We start from the raw sequence: 15,838 nt of genomic DNA, 5'->3' as shown, positions 1-15,838 counted from the left end.
ACAAAAGGCAAATTCCTTTTTACCTAAAAGCCCAAAGTAACTTCATATTGAAATTTAACTTGGACGTAAATTTATAGAGCAAAGAGCAAAATCAGCCCTACACGTATCCCTGATCTATCATCGCATCGGCCACTTTTCTAAAGCCCGCGATATTTGAGCCAAGTACTAGATTTCCCTCGTCGCCAAACTCCTTGCTAGTCTCGTAGCTAAGCTCGAAGATATGATTCATGATGCCATGAAGTCTGTGATCTACCTCCTCAAAGCTCCACGAAGTCATGCCAGCGTTTTGCATCATCTCAAGGCCACTTGTGCCCACGCCACCAGCGTTTGCCGCCTTTGCCGGAGCGAAGTAAAAATCCTTTTGCGCTAGCATAAAATTTATCGCATCAAGTGTGCTTGGCATATTTGCCCCCTCAGCCACGAAACGGCAGCCGTTAGCGTAGAGCGTCTTTATGTCGGCTAAGTGAAGCTCGTTTTGCGTCGCACACGGAAATGCCCCGTCGCACGGCACGTCCCACACGCCGTTTCTGCCCTCTTTGTACTCGCTTACGCTTACGTATCTTGCGTTCGGTCTAAATTTAACGTATTCGCTAAGGCGCGCGCGTTTGACTTCTTTTAGCTCTTTAAGTACCGCTAGATCGACGCCCTCTGCGTCGTAAACGTATCCGTTTGAATCAGAAACCGTGATAGGCAGCGCGCCTACTTGATAGAGCTTTTCTACCGTGTAGATGGCGACGTTTCCGCTACCGCTTATGTTGCATTTTTTGCCCTCTAGCCCAAGGCTCGCTCTTTTGAGCATATTTTGCGTAAAATACACTAACCCGTATCCGGTCGCCTCCGTGCGCGCTAGGCTGCCACCCCAGTTTAGCCCCTTGCCCGTTAGTATGCCGTCAAACCTGCCCGTGAGTTTTTTATACTGCCCAAACATATATCCGATCTCGCGCGCGCCAACGCCGATGTCGCCTGCGGGCACGTCCACGGTGTTGCCGATGTGGCGGTAAAGCTCGCTCATAAACGCCTGGCAAAAGCGCATTATCTCGCCCTCGCTCTTGCCTTTTGGATCAAAGGTGCTGCCGCCTTTTGCGCCGCCGATATTTACGCCCGTGAGCGAGTTTTTAAAAATTTGCTCAAATCCTAGAAATTTTAGCACGCCAAGATCCACGCTAGGATGCAGTCTGATGCCGCCTTTATAGGGGCCCACGGCTGAGTTAAACTGTACGCGGTAGCCGTTATTTGCCTGCGGTCTGCCGTCGTCACCCGTGTACGTGACGCGAAAGATCACCGTGCGCTCAGGTATGACGATGCGTTCTAGTATCGCGTGTTTTTGGTACTTGCTCTCTCTTTTTATAAGCGGCTCGAGGCTGTTTAAAACCTCGGTCGCAGCCTGGACAAAGACGCCTTGACCCGGATTGGTCTTTTTTATCCACTCCATCGTTTTTTCGATGTACTCGCTCATCTTAGCTCCTATTCGTCAAATTTTCGTAGTTGAATATTAACTCTCCTAGAAAAAATTTTTATTTAAATTTATTTTTATATTTTTATTTTAGGCGATGAGCGTTACATATCGAAACTAAATTTATAAAAAGCGATTTTATTGGTTTTGATTTGATTTTATGTAGATAAATTTTTGTGAATAAAATTTATTAAATTTGAAGTAACTCCTGCCAAAAGTCAAAGGCTCTATTAGTACGAGTGCTATCTGTTTGAACGAATTTAAGCACTTCTTCGGCCTTTGGCATAGCTTCATCATTTAGCCTTGCTATATCGATGCTAGCAAGCACTATAAAAAATTTTTCAAAGTCACTCGCAACGCGCCTGCTGCAAAGCTTTTTATCTCCAAGTAGCCATGCATAGACCGCGCCACTCGTGCAATCAAGCAAAAATATCCACGGATCACCCACGGCAAAGACTATTAAATTTAAAGGGCGAGTCTCGCCATTCCACCATTTGCCACCAAACTCATCTACGCTATTTAGCCGTACTAGCTCACTCACGTAATCGCCTTTGGAGCCAAATTTGACATTGCAAATTTTAAAATTTCCAAGGTCAAATTTGCTCATTAGCTCTGCAAATTTAGCTGGGAAATTTACGCCAAGAGCCTTTTCTGCGTTTTTAAGTGCTTGTGTAGTAGCTTTAATATCATTTTGAAGCAAGAGCCTCATGCCAGTCATACCCTCTTGCTCTAGTGGTAAGAAAATTTGATCTAACTTTTGAGCGATTTCATCTAGCTTTAAAAACATATTAGTCCTTTAATCTGCTAAATTTTGGCAAATTTTATCAAATTTAACTCGGTGCGCTTTTGATTTTGACCCATTTGTCACCAAATTTAGACCACGATCTTCATAAATTTAAGAAGCTGGCAGAGATAACTAAGAAAACTAGCAATCACTAAATGCGAGATATTATAAAGGATTAATGATAAGGTAAAATTGGCTTGGTAAGGCCGCGTAGCCCATAAAAGAGATTTATGACGACGCTAAAACATACGAACTTGAGGGCTTTCGCGTACGAATGAGTTCGCCACTTATAGTGGAGTGCAAATAAATTTTGAGTGGCTCAGAGTTCAAGGGCGAAGCAAAAGATAAAAAATTTAAATGAGAGTGTGCCGCCTAAAGACATAGTACAAGAATAGGCAAAACTATCTGGTGGCTAAAGCTTGGCACATATCTCTACACGCCAGTTTGCCTGCGCGAGGGGGATGTTTTGCTTTGGTACCGCTGGCAATGGCGGATATCTATACGCTGTTGAGGTAAAAAGTGGCGAGGTGATATTTAAATTTAAAACAAGTGGCGCGGAGTACTTTGCTTGGATTAATGGTCAAATTTTGCTTATAAACCGAAAAATAAACCAGTTTTGATAAACGCTAAAGATGGCTTGCTACTAAAAAAGATATAGTTTGAAATTTTGGCTTAGTTACAGATCAGATCATTCCAGTAGACTCTACGCTATGGTAAATGACGGAGCTAAGACGTACGCAGTTAGCGCGAGGATTTAGCTTTGGCGAAATTTATCGCCAAAGCCATAAAGAGATAAATTTATCTCTTCTTTTTATATCTTTTTATCGCCTCTACGATGACTTCTTCTAGGTCGTCATTTGGCTCTTTATTCATATCGTCATAGGTGTTTTCAAGGATAGTTTTTAAGTTTTTCTCAACGTAGCTAGTATCGAAAAATCCTCTTCTAAACTCTTTACTTTTGCTGATCGTTAGCAAAAATGGGATGATCGTTCGCACGCCTTCGATGGTAAATTCTTCAAGTGCTCTTTCAAGCTTATTTACCGCTAGATCGTAGTCGGTCGCCTTTACGATCAGCTTTGCGATCAAAGAGTCATAAAATGGCGGTATGGTGTAGTCTTTATAGACGTGGCTATCGACACGCACAGATGGGCCAAGGGCTGGGTAGTAGCCCTCGATCGTGCCTGGTGCTGGGATGAAATTCTCCCAGACATTTTCAGCCGTGATCCTTGCTTCTATCGCGTAGCCGCGCGGCTTGATGTCGCTTTGCTCGATCTCTAAAATTTCACCAGCTGCGATCCTTATCTGCCTAACGACTAGGTCATGTCCTGTGATCTCTTCAGTGATGCCGTGCTCCACTTGGATACGGGTGTTCATCTCCATGAAGTAAAAGTTGTTGTAGTCATCTAGCAAAAACTCGATAGTTCCGACGTTTGAGTAGCCCACAGCCTTTGCAGCAGCCACCGCAGTCACACCCATGATCTTTCTTAAATTTTCACTGATAGATGGGCAAGGTGCGATCTCAATGATCTTTTGGTGGCGCCTTTGGATAGAGCAGTCACGCTCGCAAAGGTGGATGATGTTGCCGTAGTTATCGCCTAAAATTTGAAACTCGATGTGGCGAGGATTTACGACAAGCTTCTCCATAAAAACTTCGTCATTGTTAAAGTATGCCTTAGCCTCTCTGGTGCACGACTCAAAGGCATCTTGCATATCTTCTTCTTGCCAGACCTCTCTAATGCCACGGCCACCACCACCACCACTTGCTTTTAAGATGACTGGATAGCCGATGCGTCTAGCATGCTCTTTTATGGCGTCCATGCTCTCATCATTTAGCTTTTCAGTACCTGGAACTATCGGTATGCCGTTTTTCTTCATCAGATATCTAGCGATGTTTTTATCGCCCATTTTTCTGATCACTTCAGCCTTTGGACCGATAAAGATAAGCCCAGCGTCCTCGACTGCCTTTGCAAATTCGTAGTTTTCGCTTAAAAAGCCGTATCCTGGGTGTATCGCGTCAGCCCCGCACTCTTTAGCAAGCTTTACGATAGCTTTGGCGTCAAGATAGCCTTTGATCGGATCTTCGCCCACTTGATAGGCTTCATCAGCGATCCTCACATGTAAGCACTCGCTATCTGGCGCTGTGTAAATTCCTACGCTTTGAATGTGTAAATCCCTACAAGCTCTGACTATCCTAACTGCGATCTCACCACGATTTGCGATAAGAATTTTATGTATCATAGGCTATCCTTTTTGAGTTTTGCTTATCATATAACTATTCGTTTTATTTTTAGATAAATTTATTAAGTCTAGTTTTAAAATTTGAGTGCAAAGGCTAAATTTATACTCAAATTTTTCTATCTATTGATGATTTGTGGAAAAGGTGTGGCTAGGGCTTTTTTGCTAAAATCTTGCGACTCTATCGTGAAATTTGTAGCAAATCTTTGAATGCCCTCTTTTTTATAAGCACGCCTTTGGATGGTAAAAAGGACTAAATTTCCGCCTTGTTTGGTGTAGCGATATATCGAGTGCTCAGCTGTTGGTACGCCATTTAGATTTGAAAATATCGTGATATCAAGATAAATTTCATTTGCCAGCGAACCCTTTTTATAAGCTACTTTTAGTCCTTTTGCTTTTAGCTCTTTTAGATCATTTATCTTTTGCTCGACTGCTTGCTCTGGTGTAGCGTCAAATTTAAGCGTATTTAGCGAGAGCATGTAGCTAAAACTATCTAGCTTCTCACCAGGGAGCAAGTACTCCTGTGTGAATAAATTTGGCACAGGCTTGGCTGAATATGCTAGTGAATATAGTCTGTTGTCAAATTTTATCTGCACCGGCTCAAAGTACTGAGTAGCCGCGAGCAAGAGCGCTGGCAAAGCGATAAATGCTAAAAATTTCTTCATCAAATTCCCTTAAAATGGATTTACTATCATGACCCAGATGATGATAAGCATCGCGATAGTTGGCACTTCGTTGTAAGCTCTAAAGAAGATGCCACTTTTGTTACAGCGTTTTTCTTTGAGCTGCTTCATGTAGCGTCCAAGGTCTAGGTGATAGATGGACATTAAGATGACAACTAAAATTTTGACATGGATGTGACCAGTTTTTATAAGATCAGGCATCGCGATAAGTATCAAAATGCCAGTGACAAATGAGCCAATGAGCGCGACCCAGCCGATGTAGTGATACATCTTGTACTCCATCACTTCGACCACTTTTACAAAGTCAGGTTTGTCCATGTTTTCTACGTGATAAACGTAGAGCCTTGGCTGATAAAACAGCACTGCCATCCACGAGATGAAAAACAAATAGTGGAGGTATTTTAAGTAAAGGTAATATTCTGCCATAACGTCTCCTTATCTAAAAAGTATCTCTTTTCTAGCTTCAAATTCAGCCTTGCTGATCGCACCACTCTCAAAAAGTTCGTAAAGCCTTTTTAAGTCGTCCTCTTTATCTTTTAGTTTTAGTCTCTCTTTTAGTTCGGTCTTTTGTAAATTTTTCTCGACATAAGTGCCAACTAAAAATGCATCTATGATCCACCAAATGCCCCAAATAGCCAAGAATAAATAACCAACGAGGATGATTTGCAAAGAGTAACCAATAAAAAATAGTCCCATCATTAAAAAGCCAGTGATAAATTTACCAAGGTAAATTCTATGCGCTCCAAGCCAGCCAGTAAGTAGCCAAAGCGCGTATGCGACGTAGATATTATTTCCCACTCTCTCTCCTTTTTCTAAAACTTTGCCAAAGTATCATCACCACGCAAAGATCGATCATCACATCAGCGAAGTTAAAGACCGCAAAGTTAAACCACTTGTGCCAAAAGACGTAATCCACGACACCGCCATGGATAAATCTATCTGTGATATTTGAGCTGCCAGCTCCTAGCAAAGCTCCAAGCCAAATGGCATGCGAGCAAAGCAGCTTTTTCTCAACGACTAGATAGACAAAAACGCCTAAAATAAGGGCAATCTGGATAAATTTCAGCCACTCATCTAAAAAGGCAAACATCGAAAATGCAACGCCCTTATTATATGTAAGAACTAGCGAGAAAAACTCACCCTCCCACGAAAAACCATCTATAAATATCATTTTTATCGCTTGATCAACGATAAAAATGATAAAAAATGCGATGAAAAATTTAACTAAGTTTTTACGCATTTAAGGCTTTTATGAAAAATTTCTCAACTTCATCCATGCGTTTTTCAACTAAAGTTTGATTTTTACCCTCAAGCAAAAGTCTGATCAAATTCTCAGTGCCAGAGTATCTAAAGAGCGACCTTATGCCCTCTTTTGCAAGGTTAGCCTCAAGCTCTTTTAGCCCCTCTATCTTATCAAGCGGCTTTTTCTCTGTGATCTTTAAATTTAGCAAAATTTGCGGATATGGCTTTAGCTCGCCAAAAATTTCGCTAGCTTTTTTACCTTTTTTAAGCATCATCGCGACAACTTGCATTGAGGTAACAAGGCCGTCGCCAGTCTTAGCGTAGTCGTTAAAAATGACGTGACCGCTTTGCTCACCGCCAAAATTTATACCATTTTCTTTCATCATCTCAAGCACGTATTTATCGCCTACGTTTGAGCGAAGTAGTTTGATCTTATGAGCTTTTAGATAGTCATCAAGTGCTGCGTTACTCATTACCGTAGCCACGATGGCACCACCTTTTAGAGCCTTTTGCTCGTATAAAAATGCAGCCAACGAGCCAAGTATCGCGTCGCCATGCACAACTTCGCCGTTTTCGTCAACTACTACAAGCCTATCAGCATCGCCGTCAAATGCAAAGCCGATGTCGGCACGAAGCCTTTTTACTTCGCTTGCTAGATCCTCTGGATGAAGCGCGCCACAGTTTTGGTTAATGTTGCTACCATTTGGCTCGTCGTTTATAACGATGACGTCAGCTCCAAGCTCGCTAAATACGGTTGGTGCGACCTTGTAAGCAGCTCCGTTTGCCACGTCTAAAACTACTCGTAAATTCTTTAAATTTAACTCTTTTGGGAATGAATTTTTGATTTGCACGATATATCTGCCGATAACATCGTCGATCCTTTTGTTTGCGCCGATCTCTGTCATCGTTTTTTGGGCGTTTGCGATGAGCTCGTCGTCGTAGAAAATTTTCTCTATCTCAGCTTCTATTTTTTCATCAAGTTTGTTGCCAAAGCTATCAAAAAATTTGATGCCGTTATCGTAGTATGGGTTGTGCGATGCGCTTATCATGATACCAGCGTCACAGCGCATATTTTCTGTTAAAAATGCGATCGCAGGCGTTGGCATAGGGCCTATTTGAAGGACGTTGTAGCCAACTGCAGTTAGCCCCGCAACGATGGCAGTTTCGATCATATAGCCGCTTTTTCTAGTATCTTTTCCAACCAAAATCACATTTGTAGCTGAGGTCTTTCTAAAGTAAATTCCAGCCGCCATTGCAAGACGCATAGATGTTTGAGCTGAAAGCTTCTCACCAGCTTTTCCACGAACTCCATCCGTTCCAAATAGTTTCATAAATTTATCCTTTTTATTATAAAATTGTGCTATTTTATCAGAATTTACCTAATTTAAAATCTAAAATTTTACCTTCATTAAGGATGACTTAAATTAAGGTTAAATTTATTATATTTTTAATATAATCACCGACTAAAATTATTCAAAAAGGTATATTATGGCAAACCATAAATCTGCTGAAAAAAGAGCTAGACAAACTATAAAAAGAACAGAAAAAAATAGATTTTACCGCACAAGACTTAAAAATATCACAAAAGCAGTGCGTGTAGCTGTAGAAGCTAAAGATCTAAATGCTGCAAATGAAGCTTTAAAAGTTGCTAACAAAAGCATCCATAGCTTCGTAAGTAGAGGCTTTTTGAAGAAGCAAACTGCTGCTCGCCGCGTTAGTCGCCTTGCACAATTGGTAAATACTCTAAAAGCTGCTTAATTTATAAAATTTAATGTTTGCTGATAAACTTCATCCATTTTTGGATCGCTATAATGAAATTTCTGTGCTTCTTAGCGATCCAAATATAGCAAACGATATCGAAAAGATGACAAAGCTCTCAAAAGAGCAATCATCTATCGAGCCAGTTGCATCTGCTGCAACAAAATATCTACAAATTTTAAATGACATTGATGAGAACAAAGCTTTACTAGATGACTCTGAGCTTGGAGAGTTAGCAAAAGAGGAACTTAAAAATTTAGAGATTTCAAGAGAGAAGCTTGAAGAAGAGATTAAAATTTTACTTCTTCCAAAAGACCCAAACGATGATAAAAATATATTTTTAGAAATTCGTGCAGGTACTGGTGGCGATGAGGCCGCGCTATTTGTTGGAGATCTTTTTAACGCTTACATCAGATATGCAGAGCTTCGTGGATATAAATTTGAGATCGTTAGCCAAAGCGAGGGCAACACTGGCGGCTTTAAAGAGGTCATCGTGCTTATAAAGGGCAAAGGCGCTTACTCAAGACTAAAATTTGAAGGCGGCACACACAGAGTCCAGCGTGTGCCAGAGACCGAGAGCCAGGGCAGGGTGCATACTTCAGCTGTGACTGTGGCTATTATGCCAGAGGTTGAGGATAGTGAGATCGAGATCAATCCAAATGATATAAGAGTTGATGTTATGAGAAGCTCAGGTCATGGCGGTCAGTCGGTAAATACAACCGATAGTGCTGTTAGGATTACGCATATACCAACAGGACTTGTTGTAACAAACCAAGATGGCAAGAGCCAACATAAAAACAAAGAAGCTGCGATGAAGGTGCTAAAGGCTAGACTTTATGAGCTTCAAGAGCAAGAGAGACTTGCAAAAGAGACTAGTGAGCGAAAGAGCCAAGTTGGCACCGGAGATCGTTCTGGCAGGATAAGGACATACAATTATCCGCAAAACCGCATAAGCGATCACCGCATAAATTTAACACTTTACCGCCTTGATGCGATTATGGCTGCGGGATTATTTGATGAGATCATTGAGCCACTTATTACGCATTATCAAGCAGAAGCTATGCTAGAAGCTGGTATTTAAACTTTCAAATTTCTATTTCAAATTTTATAATTTATTTCTTTACTTAAAAATATTGCTTTAGCTTAAAATACTTTTAAATTTACCAAGCTTTAAAGTCAAATTTACAAGAATTTTACAAAAATAGATATTTAGAAGTAGTAGTTAGTAATATTTTTTCTCATTTTTTTCAAAATAATATAAATTAAATTTTTAGATTTTATTTCTCAAATAGCGATTTCCATGGCATTTAAAAGTATAAAATTTTTATTTTTGATATTATAATTTTGTATAAATAGTTTTTAAGTTTTGCTTAATAATTCTACCTTACAATTTCACCATAATTTAATTCAAAACAAGGAGATAAAATGTCAATAAGTGCAAGAAATCAACTAAATGTTGAGATCACAGAGGTAAGAACAGGTGCGGTAAATTCGCTAATATCTGCTAAGCTTACAGGCGGTGAGGTGCTAAAAGCAACTGTTACGGTTGATAGTGAAAAAGGTCTTGATCTTAAAGTTGGCAAAAAAGCTATCTTTTTATTCAAAGCTTCAAGTGTTATCGTTTCAAAAGATGATAGCATCAAGCTTAGTGCTACAAACCAAATCAAAGGTGTTGTTAGCGAGATAAAAGACGGAGCTGTAAATGCTGAAGTTATTATCGATGTAAATGGCAGTAAAATTTCAGCTATCATCACAAGAGAGTCAGTTAACAGCCTAGCTTTAAAAGCAGGAGATAAAGTAACTGCAATCATCAAAGCAACTCAAATCATAGTTGGTGTTAAATAATTTACGGAGCAATTTTGCTCCGTTCATTCTAAATTAAAATCTATTCTTAAACTAAAACCAAAATACTCTAAAATTTATCAACTAAGTTATAAATTTAAATAAGTCGTAGTGAATATTTTTAAAGCTATTTACTTAAAAATTTTATAAGAAAATTTATATTATTTTTTTACTTTTACAGCCTATCTATCATTTTATGCAGAGTGTAGCATGCCAAAAGTTCACCACACAATAGGTGGTCTAAGTATCAATACAAAAGTCCATGTCATAAGCTCTCAAACAGCTATGCCTATACCAAATCTATATGTAGCTGGCAAGATCACTGGTGGCGTTTACGGAGCTAGTCGTCTAGGGTCTGATAACTGACCGCTTGATATTTGGCATAATCACTGCTAAGACTATCGGCTAAAACTAACTATAAATTTTTAAATCTATAAACTCCATTTTTCACTCGCTCGAAAATTTTCTTCTCTTCAAGCAGCTTAAAGGTATTTATTACGGTTGGTTTGCTCACATCTAGCTTTTCGCAAATTTCTGAAATTTTTACTACAATAAAGCCATTTTCATCACAGCTTTTAACTAGCAAATTTATGATTTCTACCTTTTTCTCGCCAATGATTGCCTTATAAATTTCTTCATTCATGCTAGCTCCAAATTTTATATCCTATTGCCACGCACCAAAGCGCGCCACATAAGAAATTTGCTATCATCACAGCTGCACTTCCTGCATCTTTTGCCGCCTTTGCTAGGGCGTGATAGTCTGGGCTTGCAAGATCGGTTACTCGCTCTAGGCTCGAGTTTAGGTACTCGCAAACTAGCACAAATGCCATGCTAAAGATCAAAAATAGATTAAAAACAAGGTCAAAATTCCAAAAAAATAACGATAGTGCTACTAATAAAAATATGCAAATTTCTATCCTAAAGCTCTTTTCGTTTTTGAAAATTTCAGCCAAACCCTCTCTTGCGTAGCCAAAATTTTTAAAAAATTTATACTCTGGCTGGTTTCTCATAATTTTCCTTTTTGTGATTTTTGGCATAATTATAATTAAAAAAAGGATGAAATTTGAAACTTATTAGCTGGAATGTAAATGGACTTAGAGCACTTGTAACAAAAGATGGCTTTGGTTGGCTTGATGAGATAAAGCCTGATTTCTTGGCACTTCAAGAGATCAAGGTCAAAGAAAGTGACGTACCAAAGGAAATTTATAACCTTGGCTTTAAAGATATCAGTGTAAATTCAGGCGAGAGAGCCGGATACTCTGGCGTGATGAGCCTAGCAAATTTTGACATTTCTACACAAAAGGCAGCTTTTTTCGACGACACGGAGGGGCGTGTTTTGGAACATAGATTTGGCAATATCGTGCTTTTTAATATCTATTTTCCAAACGGCCAAAAGGATGACGAGCGCCTAGCCTATAAAATGGATTTTTATGAGAAATTTCTAGCTTACTGCAAAGAGCTTGTAAAAAGCGGCAAAGAGGTGATATTTTGTGGTGATGTAAATACCGCTCACCGCGAGATCGACCTTAAAAATCCAAAAGCAAATGCCAAAACTTCCGGCTTTTTGCCTATTGAGCGAGCGTGGATAGATGAGGTGCTAAAAAGTGGCTTTATAGATACTTTTAGAGCCATAAATGGCGATATTACGGACGCTTACTCGTGGTGGAGCTACCGCTTTAACGCAAGGGCGAAAAATGTCGGCTGGAGAATTGATTATTTCTTTATTTCACAAGGATTAAAAGATAGGCTAAAAGACGCATTTATCTTGCCAGAGATCACAGGTAGCGACCACTGCCCAGTTGGGATAGATATAGAAATTTAGCCACTATTCCATTCTGCGAGGCTTGCCTAGTAAGAAACCTTGTGCGTAAGGTATTCCAAAATTTTTGATTTGGTTTAAAATTTCTTCTGAGCTTGCGAACTCGGCTACTATTTTGTAGCCTTGCTTTTTTGCAAAGCTTACGATGGTTTCTACTAGAACTCTAGCATTTTCATCAAATGGAAGCTTTTTGATTATCGAGCCATCTATCTTTATGGTGTCTATATCAAGCTCCAAAATTCGGTAATAGTTTGAGTACCCTGAGCCAAAGTCATCAATGGAAATTTTACATCCATAGCCCTTGACGCGTTTTATAAAAGAATTTACCGCAACATAGTCGCTAAGCTCTTCGCTCTCTAGCATTTCAAAGCAAATTTTATTAGGATCTTTGCACTCGTTTAGCTTGCTCTCTATAAGCTCTCTCATACTAGCATCAGCAATATCGGTAATTGATAAATTTATAGAAAACATATAATCTGGATATCTTTTAGCTAGATCAAACGCAAGACTTATCACCTTTTTGGTTATTTGCGGATATAGTTGCGTTTTCATAGCAATATCTAAAAATTCGCCCGGATAGTGTATCTTACCATTTTGATCGATTATACGAACCAAAACTTCATAATATTTTGCTTCGGTCTCATTTTCTTCTAAGTTAAAGATGCCTTGTGCTTCTACGATGACTCTATCGTTTTCTAACGCATCTTCGATTAGTTGAACTGCTAGCTGGTTTTTGTGATATTTCATCTCAATGGCGTCATTTTCTAGATAGTAGTAAATATTGCTACCATTTTCTATTGCGAGCTGATTTGCAAGGACTGATTGCATTAGGCGGTTAGTTTGTGGGGTATCGTTTGGCAATGAAACACCAAATACTATCTTTATGCCTGGTAAATTTTCAAATTTTTCATCAATAGCGACATTTATCCTATTTGAGCCAAAATATTCTCTAATATATTCAATATCTCTTACGATATTATCGCCTTCATACCACATATAAAATGCGTCATCTTGAAATCTAAATAGCTTTGCTTTTATCTCAGAAGTATCTATACAAAGCTTTAGTGTATCAGCTACTGCTTTTAGCGTTGCATCGATAATCTTAGTTTGATAAAAGAATCTTAAAATTTTAAAATTTTTAATGCTTAAGCAAATTAGCACTCCATCTTTTTGTGCGTCTAAAATTTCAGTTAAAGCAAAGTAGTTACCAAATCCTGTTAGCTTATCGATCGAAGATTGTATTTTTATTTGTTCATTTTTTTGAGTCAGCTCGTTTAGTATCAGCGTCTCTTTAGTCCTATCAAGTTTTACCGCTATATAGCCCTCAAATTTATTTTTAAAGAAAAATGGCGAAAATTTTACCTTTTCATATAAAAAATCACCGCTTTTTGTTCTACTTATAAGCTCATCGCTCTCCCAAGGTAGAGATTTTTGCACAGCCTCTTTTATGGACTCATAAAAGCTTTGCGGGTGCATATATGATTTTAGCATTCTAGGGTTTTTGCCTATTACTTCTTTTAGCTTGTAGCCAGTTTTTTCTTCAAAGGTTTTATTTACGTATGAAATTCTATTGTATTTATCGCAATAGACAACAGAGCTATGATCGTTTTCAACCGTGGATCTTAAGAGTTTTATTTGCCTTAAACGCTCTGAGGCCATTTTGATTTGATAGAGGCCAAATGCACAAAATATTATAAATGTAAGTAGACAAATTATCTGAGCTATTTTTGCGTTATTCACCTCATCAGAGTGAAATTCTAGGATTTTGTTTCTAAAATTTTCTATCAGATTATCAAGATGTAGCTCTTTTACACTATTTGAGATTGTACGTAAAGTTTTTGTAGCTTGAGTTGCATAAAGTATCTTGTCTAATACATTTTGAGCTTTTTGGTTATCTTTATACTCGTTTTTATACATTTTTATTTGCTTTGAAATATCATCTATTACTTCAGGACTAAGCATCAAAGCACCTTTTATCGCATAAAATATAGGCTCAAGCTTATTTGGAAGCGCGATATTTTGTATCTCATATTGACTTATTTGGATATAAGAATCTATAGATGAGTTTACATAAGCTGATCTTTGTGTAAAAAATACTTTTTTAATAAATACATCTCTTATATTTTGTAGATCTTTTGTTATTTCATTTTGATGAAACAATATCATTTCATCGCTAAGCATTGAAAGGTTGCTCAAATTTGTATCAAAAGAATTTATATCAGCGTTGAGTTTGTCGTAGTTCGAGACATCATAAATATTATTTAAAGAAAAAGTTATCTCATTGTCTATAAATTTTAGATTTAAAATTCCATCATCAAATTTATGAGCTGCACCAATAGCTATATTTGCTTTATATATAAAAAATGCACTAATGAAAAATATAGCTACTAAGAAGCTAAGTACGGTTCTTGTTCGTTTAGTACTCATTTAGTATCCTAGGCTTTTTACCATTTAGTGTCAGAAAAAATGAGTATAAAGCATCAATTTCATATTTGCTAAGCTCATATCCTAGCTGATAGTTACCAATAAAGCTTATAGCCTCTTTTAGATCATTTATCTCTCCATGAGATAAATATGGGGCAGTTTTTGTAATATTTCTTAGTGATGGCACTCTTCTTAATCTTTTGTTTGCATCTAGGGCAGAAATTCTTTCTCGTCCAATATCTTGTGTCAAATTTCCTCCTAAATTTCTACCATTGTGACAAGCGGCACAGCCTATATTATTGAATATCTCAAATCCTTTCTTTGCGCTATCATCTATGGCATTGTTATCACCTGATATAAAACGATCAAATGGCGAATCAACACTCAAGACAGCCTTTTCGAACTCAGCTATTGCATCTGCAATATTATCAAAATTAATACCGTCATTATAAATTTTTTTAAATAAAATTTTGTACTCAGAGATGTTATTTACAGAATCCACTATCTTGTCGTTATCCGAGTTTAGTTCTATTCTAGAAGTTATGGACTCTTTTACTTGATCTTTTAAATTGCTAATCTTTGCATCGCTATAAAACAGATAGTTTGCTGCAGCATTTAATATGGTTGGAGGATTTAAAGTGCCTTTTTCCATGCTATCTTGGTTGCTTCCGCTTAAATTCCAGTACAAGTTGTGACAAGTTTGGCAAGAGTAGTTTTCATTTGGGCTTAGTCTTTTGTCAAAAAAGAGTTTTTTGCCAAGCAGAGCCTTTTCTTCATTATATTTTACTACCGTAAGAGGTTTGTAGGATTCATATTTGCAAAATGAAATCGTGATGATAAATAGACAAAGTATAACGCCCTTCATAACGCCCCTAAATTTTAATCTTCTTTTTTATATCGGCAAATTTTTGATTTTTTATATAGTACATTATTTTATTGTTTTTTTGAAATTTATGATACAATTCGCTCGATTTAGAAAATATTTATATTTCAGGGAGGAGAAAGTCATGAAAAAAGGCTTTACGATGATTGAGTTGATCTTCGTGATCGTTATATTGGGTATATTAGCTGCGGTTGCTATACCAAAACTAGCTGCAACAAGGGATGATGCAGAGATATCAAAAACTGCTTCAAATATACAAACACTTATTTCGGACTTGGGTTCTTACTATACTTCTCAAGGCGAATTTGCTTCTGGTGCAGATGCTGTTAAGAAGATGTCGAATGTTAAAAATCCAGTAAATGCAAAAAATGATAAATGCCTAGAAGTAGGTACTGGAAATAATACTAATGGAGAGATAGGCATCACCATAAAAACAGATGGCCTTTGCAAACAAGTTTGGGAATTACCTGGCTTGGCAGATGTTAAAGCTCTAATCGAAAGTAGCGATAATAAGACAGCTAATACGCTTAAATTTGGCGGCATGGGCATAAAATATAAATAAAATTTTAGCAAGGTATTTTCCTTGCTTTTTATGATTTTTGTATTACTAAATTTTTAATATAACAAAGATTGATATAAATACAAATTTTCTTTTACATAAATAATACACATAAGATTAAAAGCTTTCTAAGAGTTAATACATCACCAAAAGATA

Annotated in this window: 19 protein-coding genes; 7 read left to right on the top strand and 12 right to left on the bottom strand. The window is 37.8% G+C overall.

Annotation, left to right across the window (positions count from 1 at the left end; all coding sequences use genetic code 11):
• Positions 1 to 97: 97 nt before the first annotated feature.
• Positions 98 to 1,456 (bottom strand): NADP-specific glutamate dehydrogenase, encoded by a 1,359-nt coding sequence (gene gdhA / locus A3223_RS07200; RefSeq protein ID WP_084109740.1) that lies wholly within the window; start codon positions 1,454 to 1,456, stop codon positions 98 to 100.
• 187 nt (positions 1,457 to 1,643) lie between these two features.
• On the bottom strand, positions 1,644 to 2,240 hold the full coding sequence (locus A3223_RS07195; RefSeq protein WP_084109739.1) for an SMI1/KNR4 family protein: 597 nt from the start codon (positions 2,238 to 2,240) through the stop codon (positions 1,644 to 1,646).
• A gap of 416 nt (positions 2,241 to 2,656) precedes the next feature.
• Here A3223_RS07195 and A3223_RS09545 point away from each other — a divergent pair, with 416 nt between their 5' ends.
• The gene (locus A3223_RS09545; RefSeq protein ID WP_141081800.1) at positions 2,657 to 2,857 is read left to right on the top strand and encodes a hypothetical protein; all 201 of its coding nucleotides are present in this window, start codon (positions 2,657 to 2,659) and stop codon (positions 2,855 to 2,857) included.
• Positions 2,858 to 3,035: 178 nt separating this feature from the next.
• Here the strand turns inward: A3223_RS09545 and A3223_RS07190 are convergent, their stop codons facing one another.
• The 6 genes from A3223_RS07190 to glmM all read right to left on the bottom strand — a co-directional run bounded on the left by A3223_RS07190 (position 3,036) and on the right by glmM (position 7,728).
• On the bottom strand, positions 3,036 to 4,475 hold the full coding sequence (locus A3223_RS07190; RefSeq protein ID WP_084109738.1) for an acetyl-CoA carboxylase subunit A: 1,440 nt from the start codon (positions 4,473 to 4,475) through the stop codon (positions 3,036 to 3,038).
• A gap of 116 nt (positions 4,476 to 4,591) precedes the next feature.
• Entirely contained in the window at positions 4,592 to 5,137 is a 546-nt protein-coding gene (locus tag A3223_RS07185) for a hypothetical protein (RefSeq protein ID WP_084109737.1), read from the bottom strand.
• 9 nt (positions 5,138 to 5,146) lie between these two features.
• Entirely contained in the window at positions 5,147 to 5,581 is a 435-nt protein-coding gene (locus tag A3223_RS07180; RefSeq protein WP_084109736.1) for a CopD family protein, read from the bottom strand.
• Between the two features lie 9 nt (positions 5,582 to 5,590).
• Positions 5,591 to 5,953 carry an NINE protein gene (locus tag A3223_RS07175; protein WP_084109735.1) on the bottom strand — a complete coding sequence of 121 codons (363 nt, stop codon included), beginning with the start codon at positions 5,951 to 5,953 and terminating at the stop codon, positions 5,591 to 5,593.
• A complete protein-coding gene (lspA, locus tag A3223_RS07170) occupies positions 5,943 to 6,395 on the bottom strand; it encodes a signal peptidase II (RefSeq protein WP_084109734.1) in 453 nt (150 codons plus the stop codon). Before lspA ends, A3223_RS07175 begins: the two co-directional genes overlap by 11 nt.
• Complete coding sequence (gene glmM, locus A3223_RS07165) at positions 6,388 to 7,728, bottom strand: phosphoglucosamine mutase (RefSeq protein WP_084109733.1); 1,341 nt, start codon at positions 7,726 to 7,728, stop codon at positions 6,388 to 6,390. The genes lspA and glmM overlap by 8 nt, the downstream gene beginning before the upstream one ends.
• Positions 7,729 to 7,885: 157 nt before the next feature.
• On the opposite strand from glmM, the gene rpsT reads away from it, so the two are divergent.
• The 4 genes from rpsT (at position 7,886) to A3223_RS09930 (ending at position 10,363) form a co-directional block, all read left to right on the top strand.
• Positions 7,886 to 8,155: a 30S ribosomal protein S20 gene (rpsT, locus tag A3223_RS07160; protein WP_084109732.1), complete on the top strand. Its 270-nt coding sequence runs from the start codon at positions 7,886 to 7,888 to the stop codon at positions 8,153 to 8,155.
• A 13-nt stretch (positions 8,156 to 8,168) separates the two neighbouring features.
• A complete protein-coding gene (prfA, locus tag A3223_RS07155) occupies positions 8,169 to 9,236 on the top strand; it encodes a peptide chain release factor 1 (RefSeq protein ID WP_084109731.1) in 1,068 nt (355 codons plus the stop codon).
• 344 nt (positions 9,237 to 9,580) lie between these two features.
• Positions 9,581 to 10,000, top strand: a complete 420-nt coding sequence (locus A3223_RS07150; protein ID WP_084109730.1) for a TOBE domain-containing protein — start codon at positions 9,581 to 9,583, stop codon at positions 9,998 to 10,000.
• Positions 10,001 to 10,207: 207 nt separating this feature from the next.
• On the top strand, positions 10,208 to 10,363 hold the full coding sequence (locus A3223_RS09930; protein WP_219336702.1) for an FAD-binding protein: 156 nt from the start codon (positions 10,208 to 10,210) through the stop codon (positions 10,361 to 10,363).
• Positions 10,364 to 10,412: 49 nt separating this feature from the next.
• On the opposite strand, the gene A3223_RS07140 is transcribed toward A3223_RS09930, so the two are convergent.
• Both A3223_RS07140 and A3223_RS07135 read right to left on the bottom strand, forming a co-directional pair.
• On the bottom strand, positions 10,413 to 10,640 hold the full coding sequence (locus tag A3223_RS07140) for a replication/maintenance protein RepL (protein WP_072594035.1): 228 nt from the start codon (positions 10,638 to 10,640) through the stop codon (positions 10,413 to 10,415).
• A gap of 1 nt (position 10,641) precedes the next feature.
• Positions 10,642 to 11,007 carry a diacylglycerol kinase gene (locus A3223_RS07135; protein WP_084109729.1) on the bottom strand — a complete coding sequence of 122 codons (366 nt, stop codon included), beginning with the start codon at positions 11,005 to 11,007 and terminating at the stop codon, positions 10,642 to 10,644.
• A gap of 53 nt (positions 11,008 to 11,060) precedes the next feature.
• Here A3223_RS07135 and A3223_RS07130 point away from each other — a divergent pair, with 53 nt between their 5' ends.
• Positions 11,061 to 11,819, top strand: a complete 759-nt coding sequence (locus A3223_RS07130; RefSeq protein ID WP_084109728.1) for an exodeoxyribonuclease III — start codon at positions 11,061 to 11,063, stop codon at positions 11,817 to 11,819.
• 3 nt (positions 11,820 to 11,822) lie between these two features.
• On the opposite strand, the gene A3223_RS07125 is transcribed toward A3223_RS07130, so the two are convergent.
• Both A3223_RS07125 and A3223_RS07120 read right to left on the bottom strand, forming a co-directional pair.
• Positions 11,823 to 14,243: a bifunctional diguanylate cyclase/phosphodiesterase gene (locus tag A3223_RS07125; RefSeq protein WP_084109727.1), complete on the bottom strand. Its 2,421-nt coding sequence runs from the start codon at positions 14,241 to 14,243 to the stop codon at positions 11,823 to 11,825.
• Positions 14,233 to 15,105 carry a cytochrome-c peroxidase gene (locus A3223_RS07120; RefSeq protein ID WP_084109726.1) on the bottom strand — a complete coding sequence of 291 codons (873 nt, stop codon included), beginning with the start codon at positions 15,103 to 15,105 and terminating at the stop codon, positions 14,233 to 14,235. The genes A3223_RS07125 and A3223_RS07120 overlap by 11 nt, the downstream gene beginning before the upstream one ends.
• Positions 15,106 to 15,193: 88 nt before the next feature.
• On the opposite strand from A3223_RS07120, the gene A3223_RS07115 reads away from it, so the two are divergent.
• Positions 15,194 to 15,685, top strand: coding sequence for a type II secretion system protein (locus tag A3223_RS07115; RefSeq protein WP_257639272.1), 492 nt, complete (start codon positions 15,194 to 15,196; stop codon positions 15,683 to 15,685).
• Positions 15,686 to 15,838 lie beyond the last annotated feature (153 nt).

The sequence above is a fragment of the Campylobacter concisus genome (assembly GCF_002092855.1).
GTDB lineage: Bacteria > Campylobacterota > Campylobacteria > Campylobacterales > Campylobacteraceae > Campylobacter_A > Campylobacter_A concisus_AI.
Note: the sequence above shows the minus strand (reverse complement) of the source record. Positions and strands in the feature narration are given on the sequence as shown.

What these genes read in the sequence shown, in the direction of transcription:
- gdhA (WP_084109740.1), bottom strand. Translation starts at nt 1,456, where the DNA reads ATGAGCGAGTACATCGAAAAAACGATGGAGTGGATAAAAAAGACCAAT.
- A3223_RS07195 (WP_084109739.1), bottom strand. Translation starts at nt 2,240, where the DNA reads ATGTTTTTAAAGCTAGATGAAATCGCTCAAAAGTTAGATCAAATTTTC.
- A3223_RS07190 (WP_084109738.1), bottom strand. Translation starts at nt 4,475, where the DNA reads ATGATACATAAAATTCTTATCGCAAATCGTGGTGAGATCGCAGTTAGG.
- A3223_RS07185 (WP_084109737.1), bottom strand. Translation starts at nt 5,137, where the DNA reads ATGAAGAAATTTTTAGCATTTATCGCTTTGCCAGCGCTCTTGCTCGCG.
- A3223_RS07180 (WP_084109736.1), bottom strand. Translation starts at nt 5,581, where the DNA reads ATGGCAGAATATTACCTTTACTTAAAATACCTCCACTATTTGTTTTTC.
- lspA (WP_084109734.1), bottom strand. Translation starts at nt 6,395, where the DNA reads ATGCGTAAAAACTTAGTTAAATTTTTCATCGCATTTTTTATCATTTTT.
- glmM (WP_084109733.1), bottom strand. Translation starts at nt 7,728, where the DNA reads ATGAAACTATTTGGAACGGATGGAGTTCGTGGAAAAGCTGGTGAGAAG.
- rpsT (WP_084109732.1), top strand. Translation starts at nt 7,886, where the DNA reads ATGGCAAACCATAAATCTGCTGAAAAAAGAGCTAGACAAACTATAAAA.
- prfA (WP_084109731.1), top strand. Translation starts at nt 8,169, where the DNA reads ATGTTTGCTGATAAACTTCATCCATTTTTGGATCGCTATAATGAAATT.
- A3223_RS07150 (WP_084109730.1), top strand. Translation starts at nt 9,581, where the DNA reads ATGTCAATAAGTGCAAGAAATCAACTAAATGTTGAGATCACAGAGGTA.
- A3223_RS09930 (WP_219336702.1), top strand. Translation starts at nt 10,208, where the DNA reads ATGCCAAAAGTTCACCACACAATAGGTGGTCTAAGTATCAATACAAAA.
- A3223_RS07140 (WP_072594035.1), bottom strand. Translation starts at nt 10,640, where the DNA reads ATGAATGAAGAAATTTATAAGGCAATCATTGGCGAGAAAAAGGTAGAA.
- A3223_RS07135 (WP_084109729.1), bottom strand. Translation starts at nt 11,007, where the DNA reads ATGAGAAACCAGCCAGAGTATAAATTTTTTAAAAATTTTGGCTACGCA.
- A3223_RS07125 (WP_084109727.1), bottom strand. Translation starts at nt 14,243, where the DNA reads ATGAGTACTAAACGAACAAGAACCGTACTTAGCTTCTTAGTAGCTATA.
- A3223_RS07120 (WP_084109726.1), bottom strand. Translation starts at nt 15,105, where the DNA reads ATGAAGGGCGTTATACTTTGTCTATTTATCATCACGATTTCATTTTGC.
- A3223_RS07115 (WP_257639272.1), top strand. Translation starts at nt 15,194, where the DNA reads ATGATACAATTCGCTCGATTTAGAAAATATTTATATTTCAGGGAGGAG.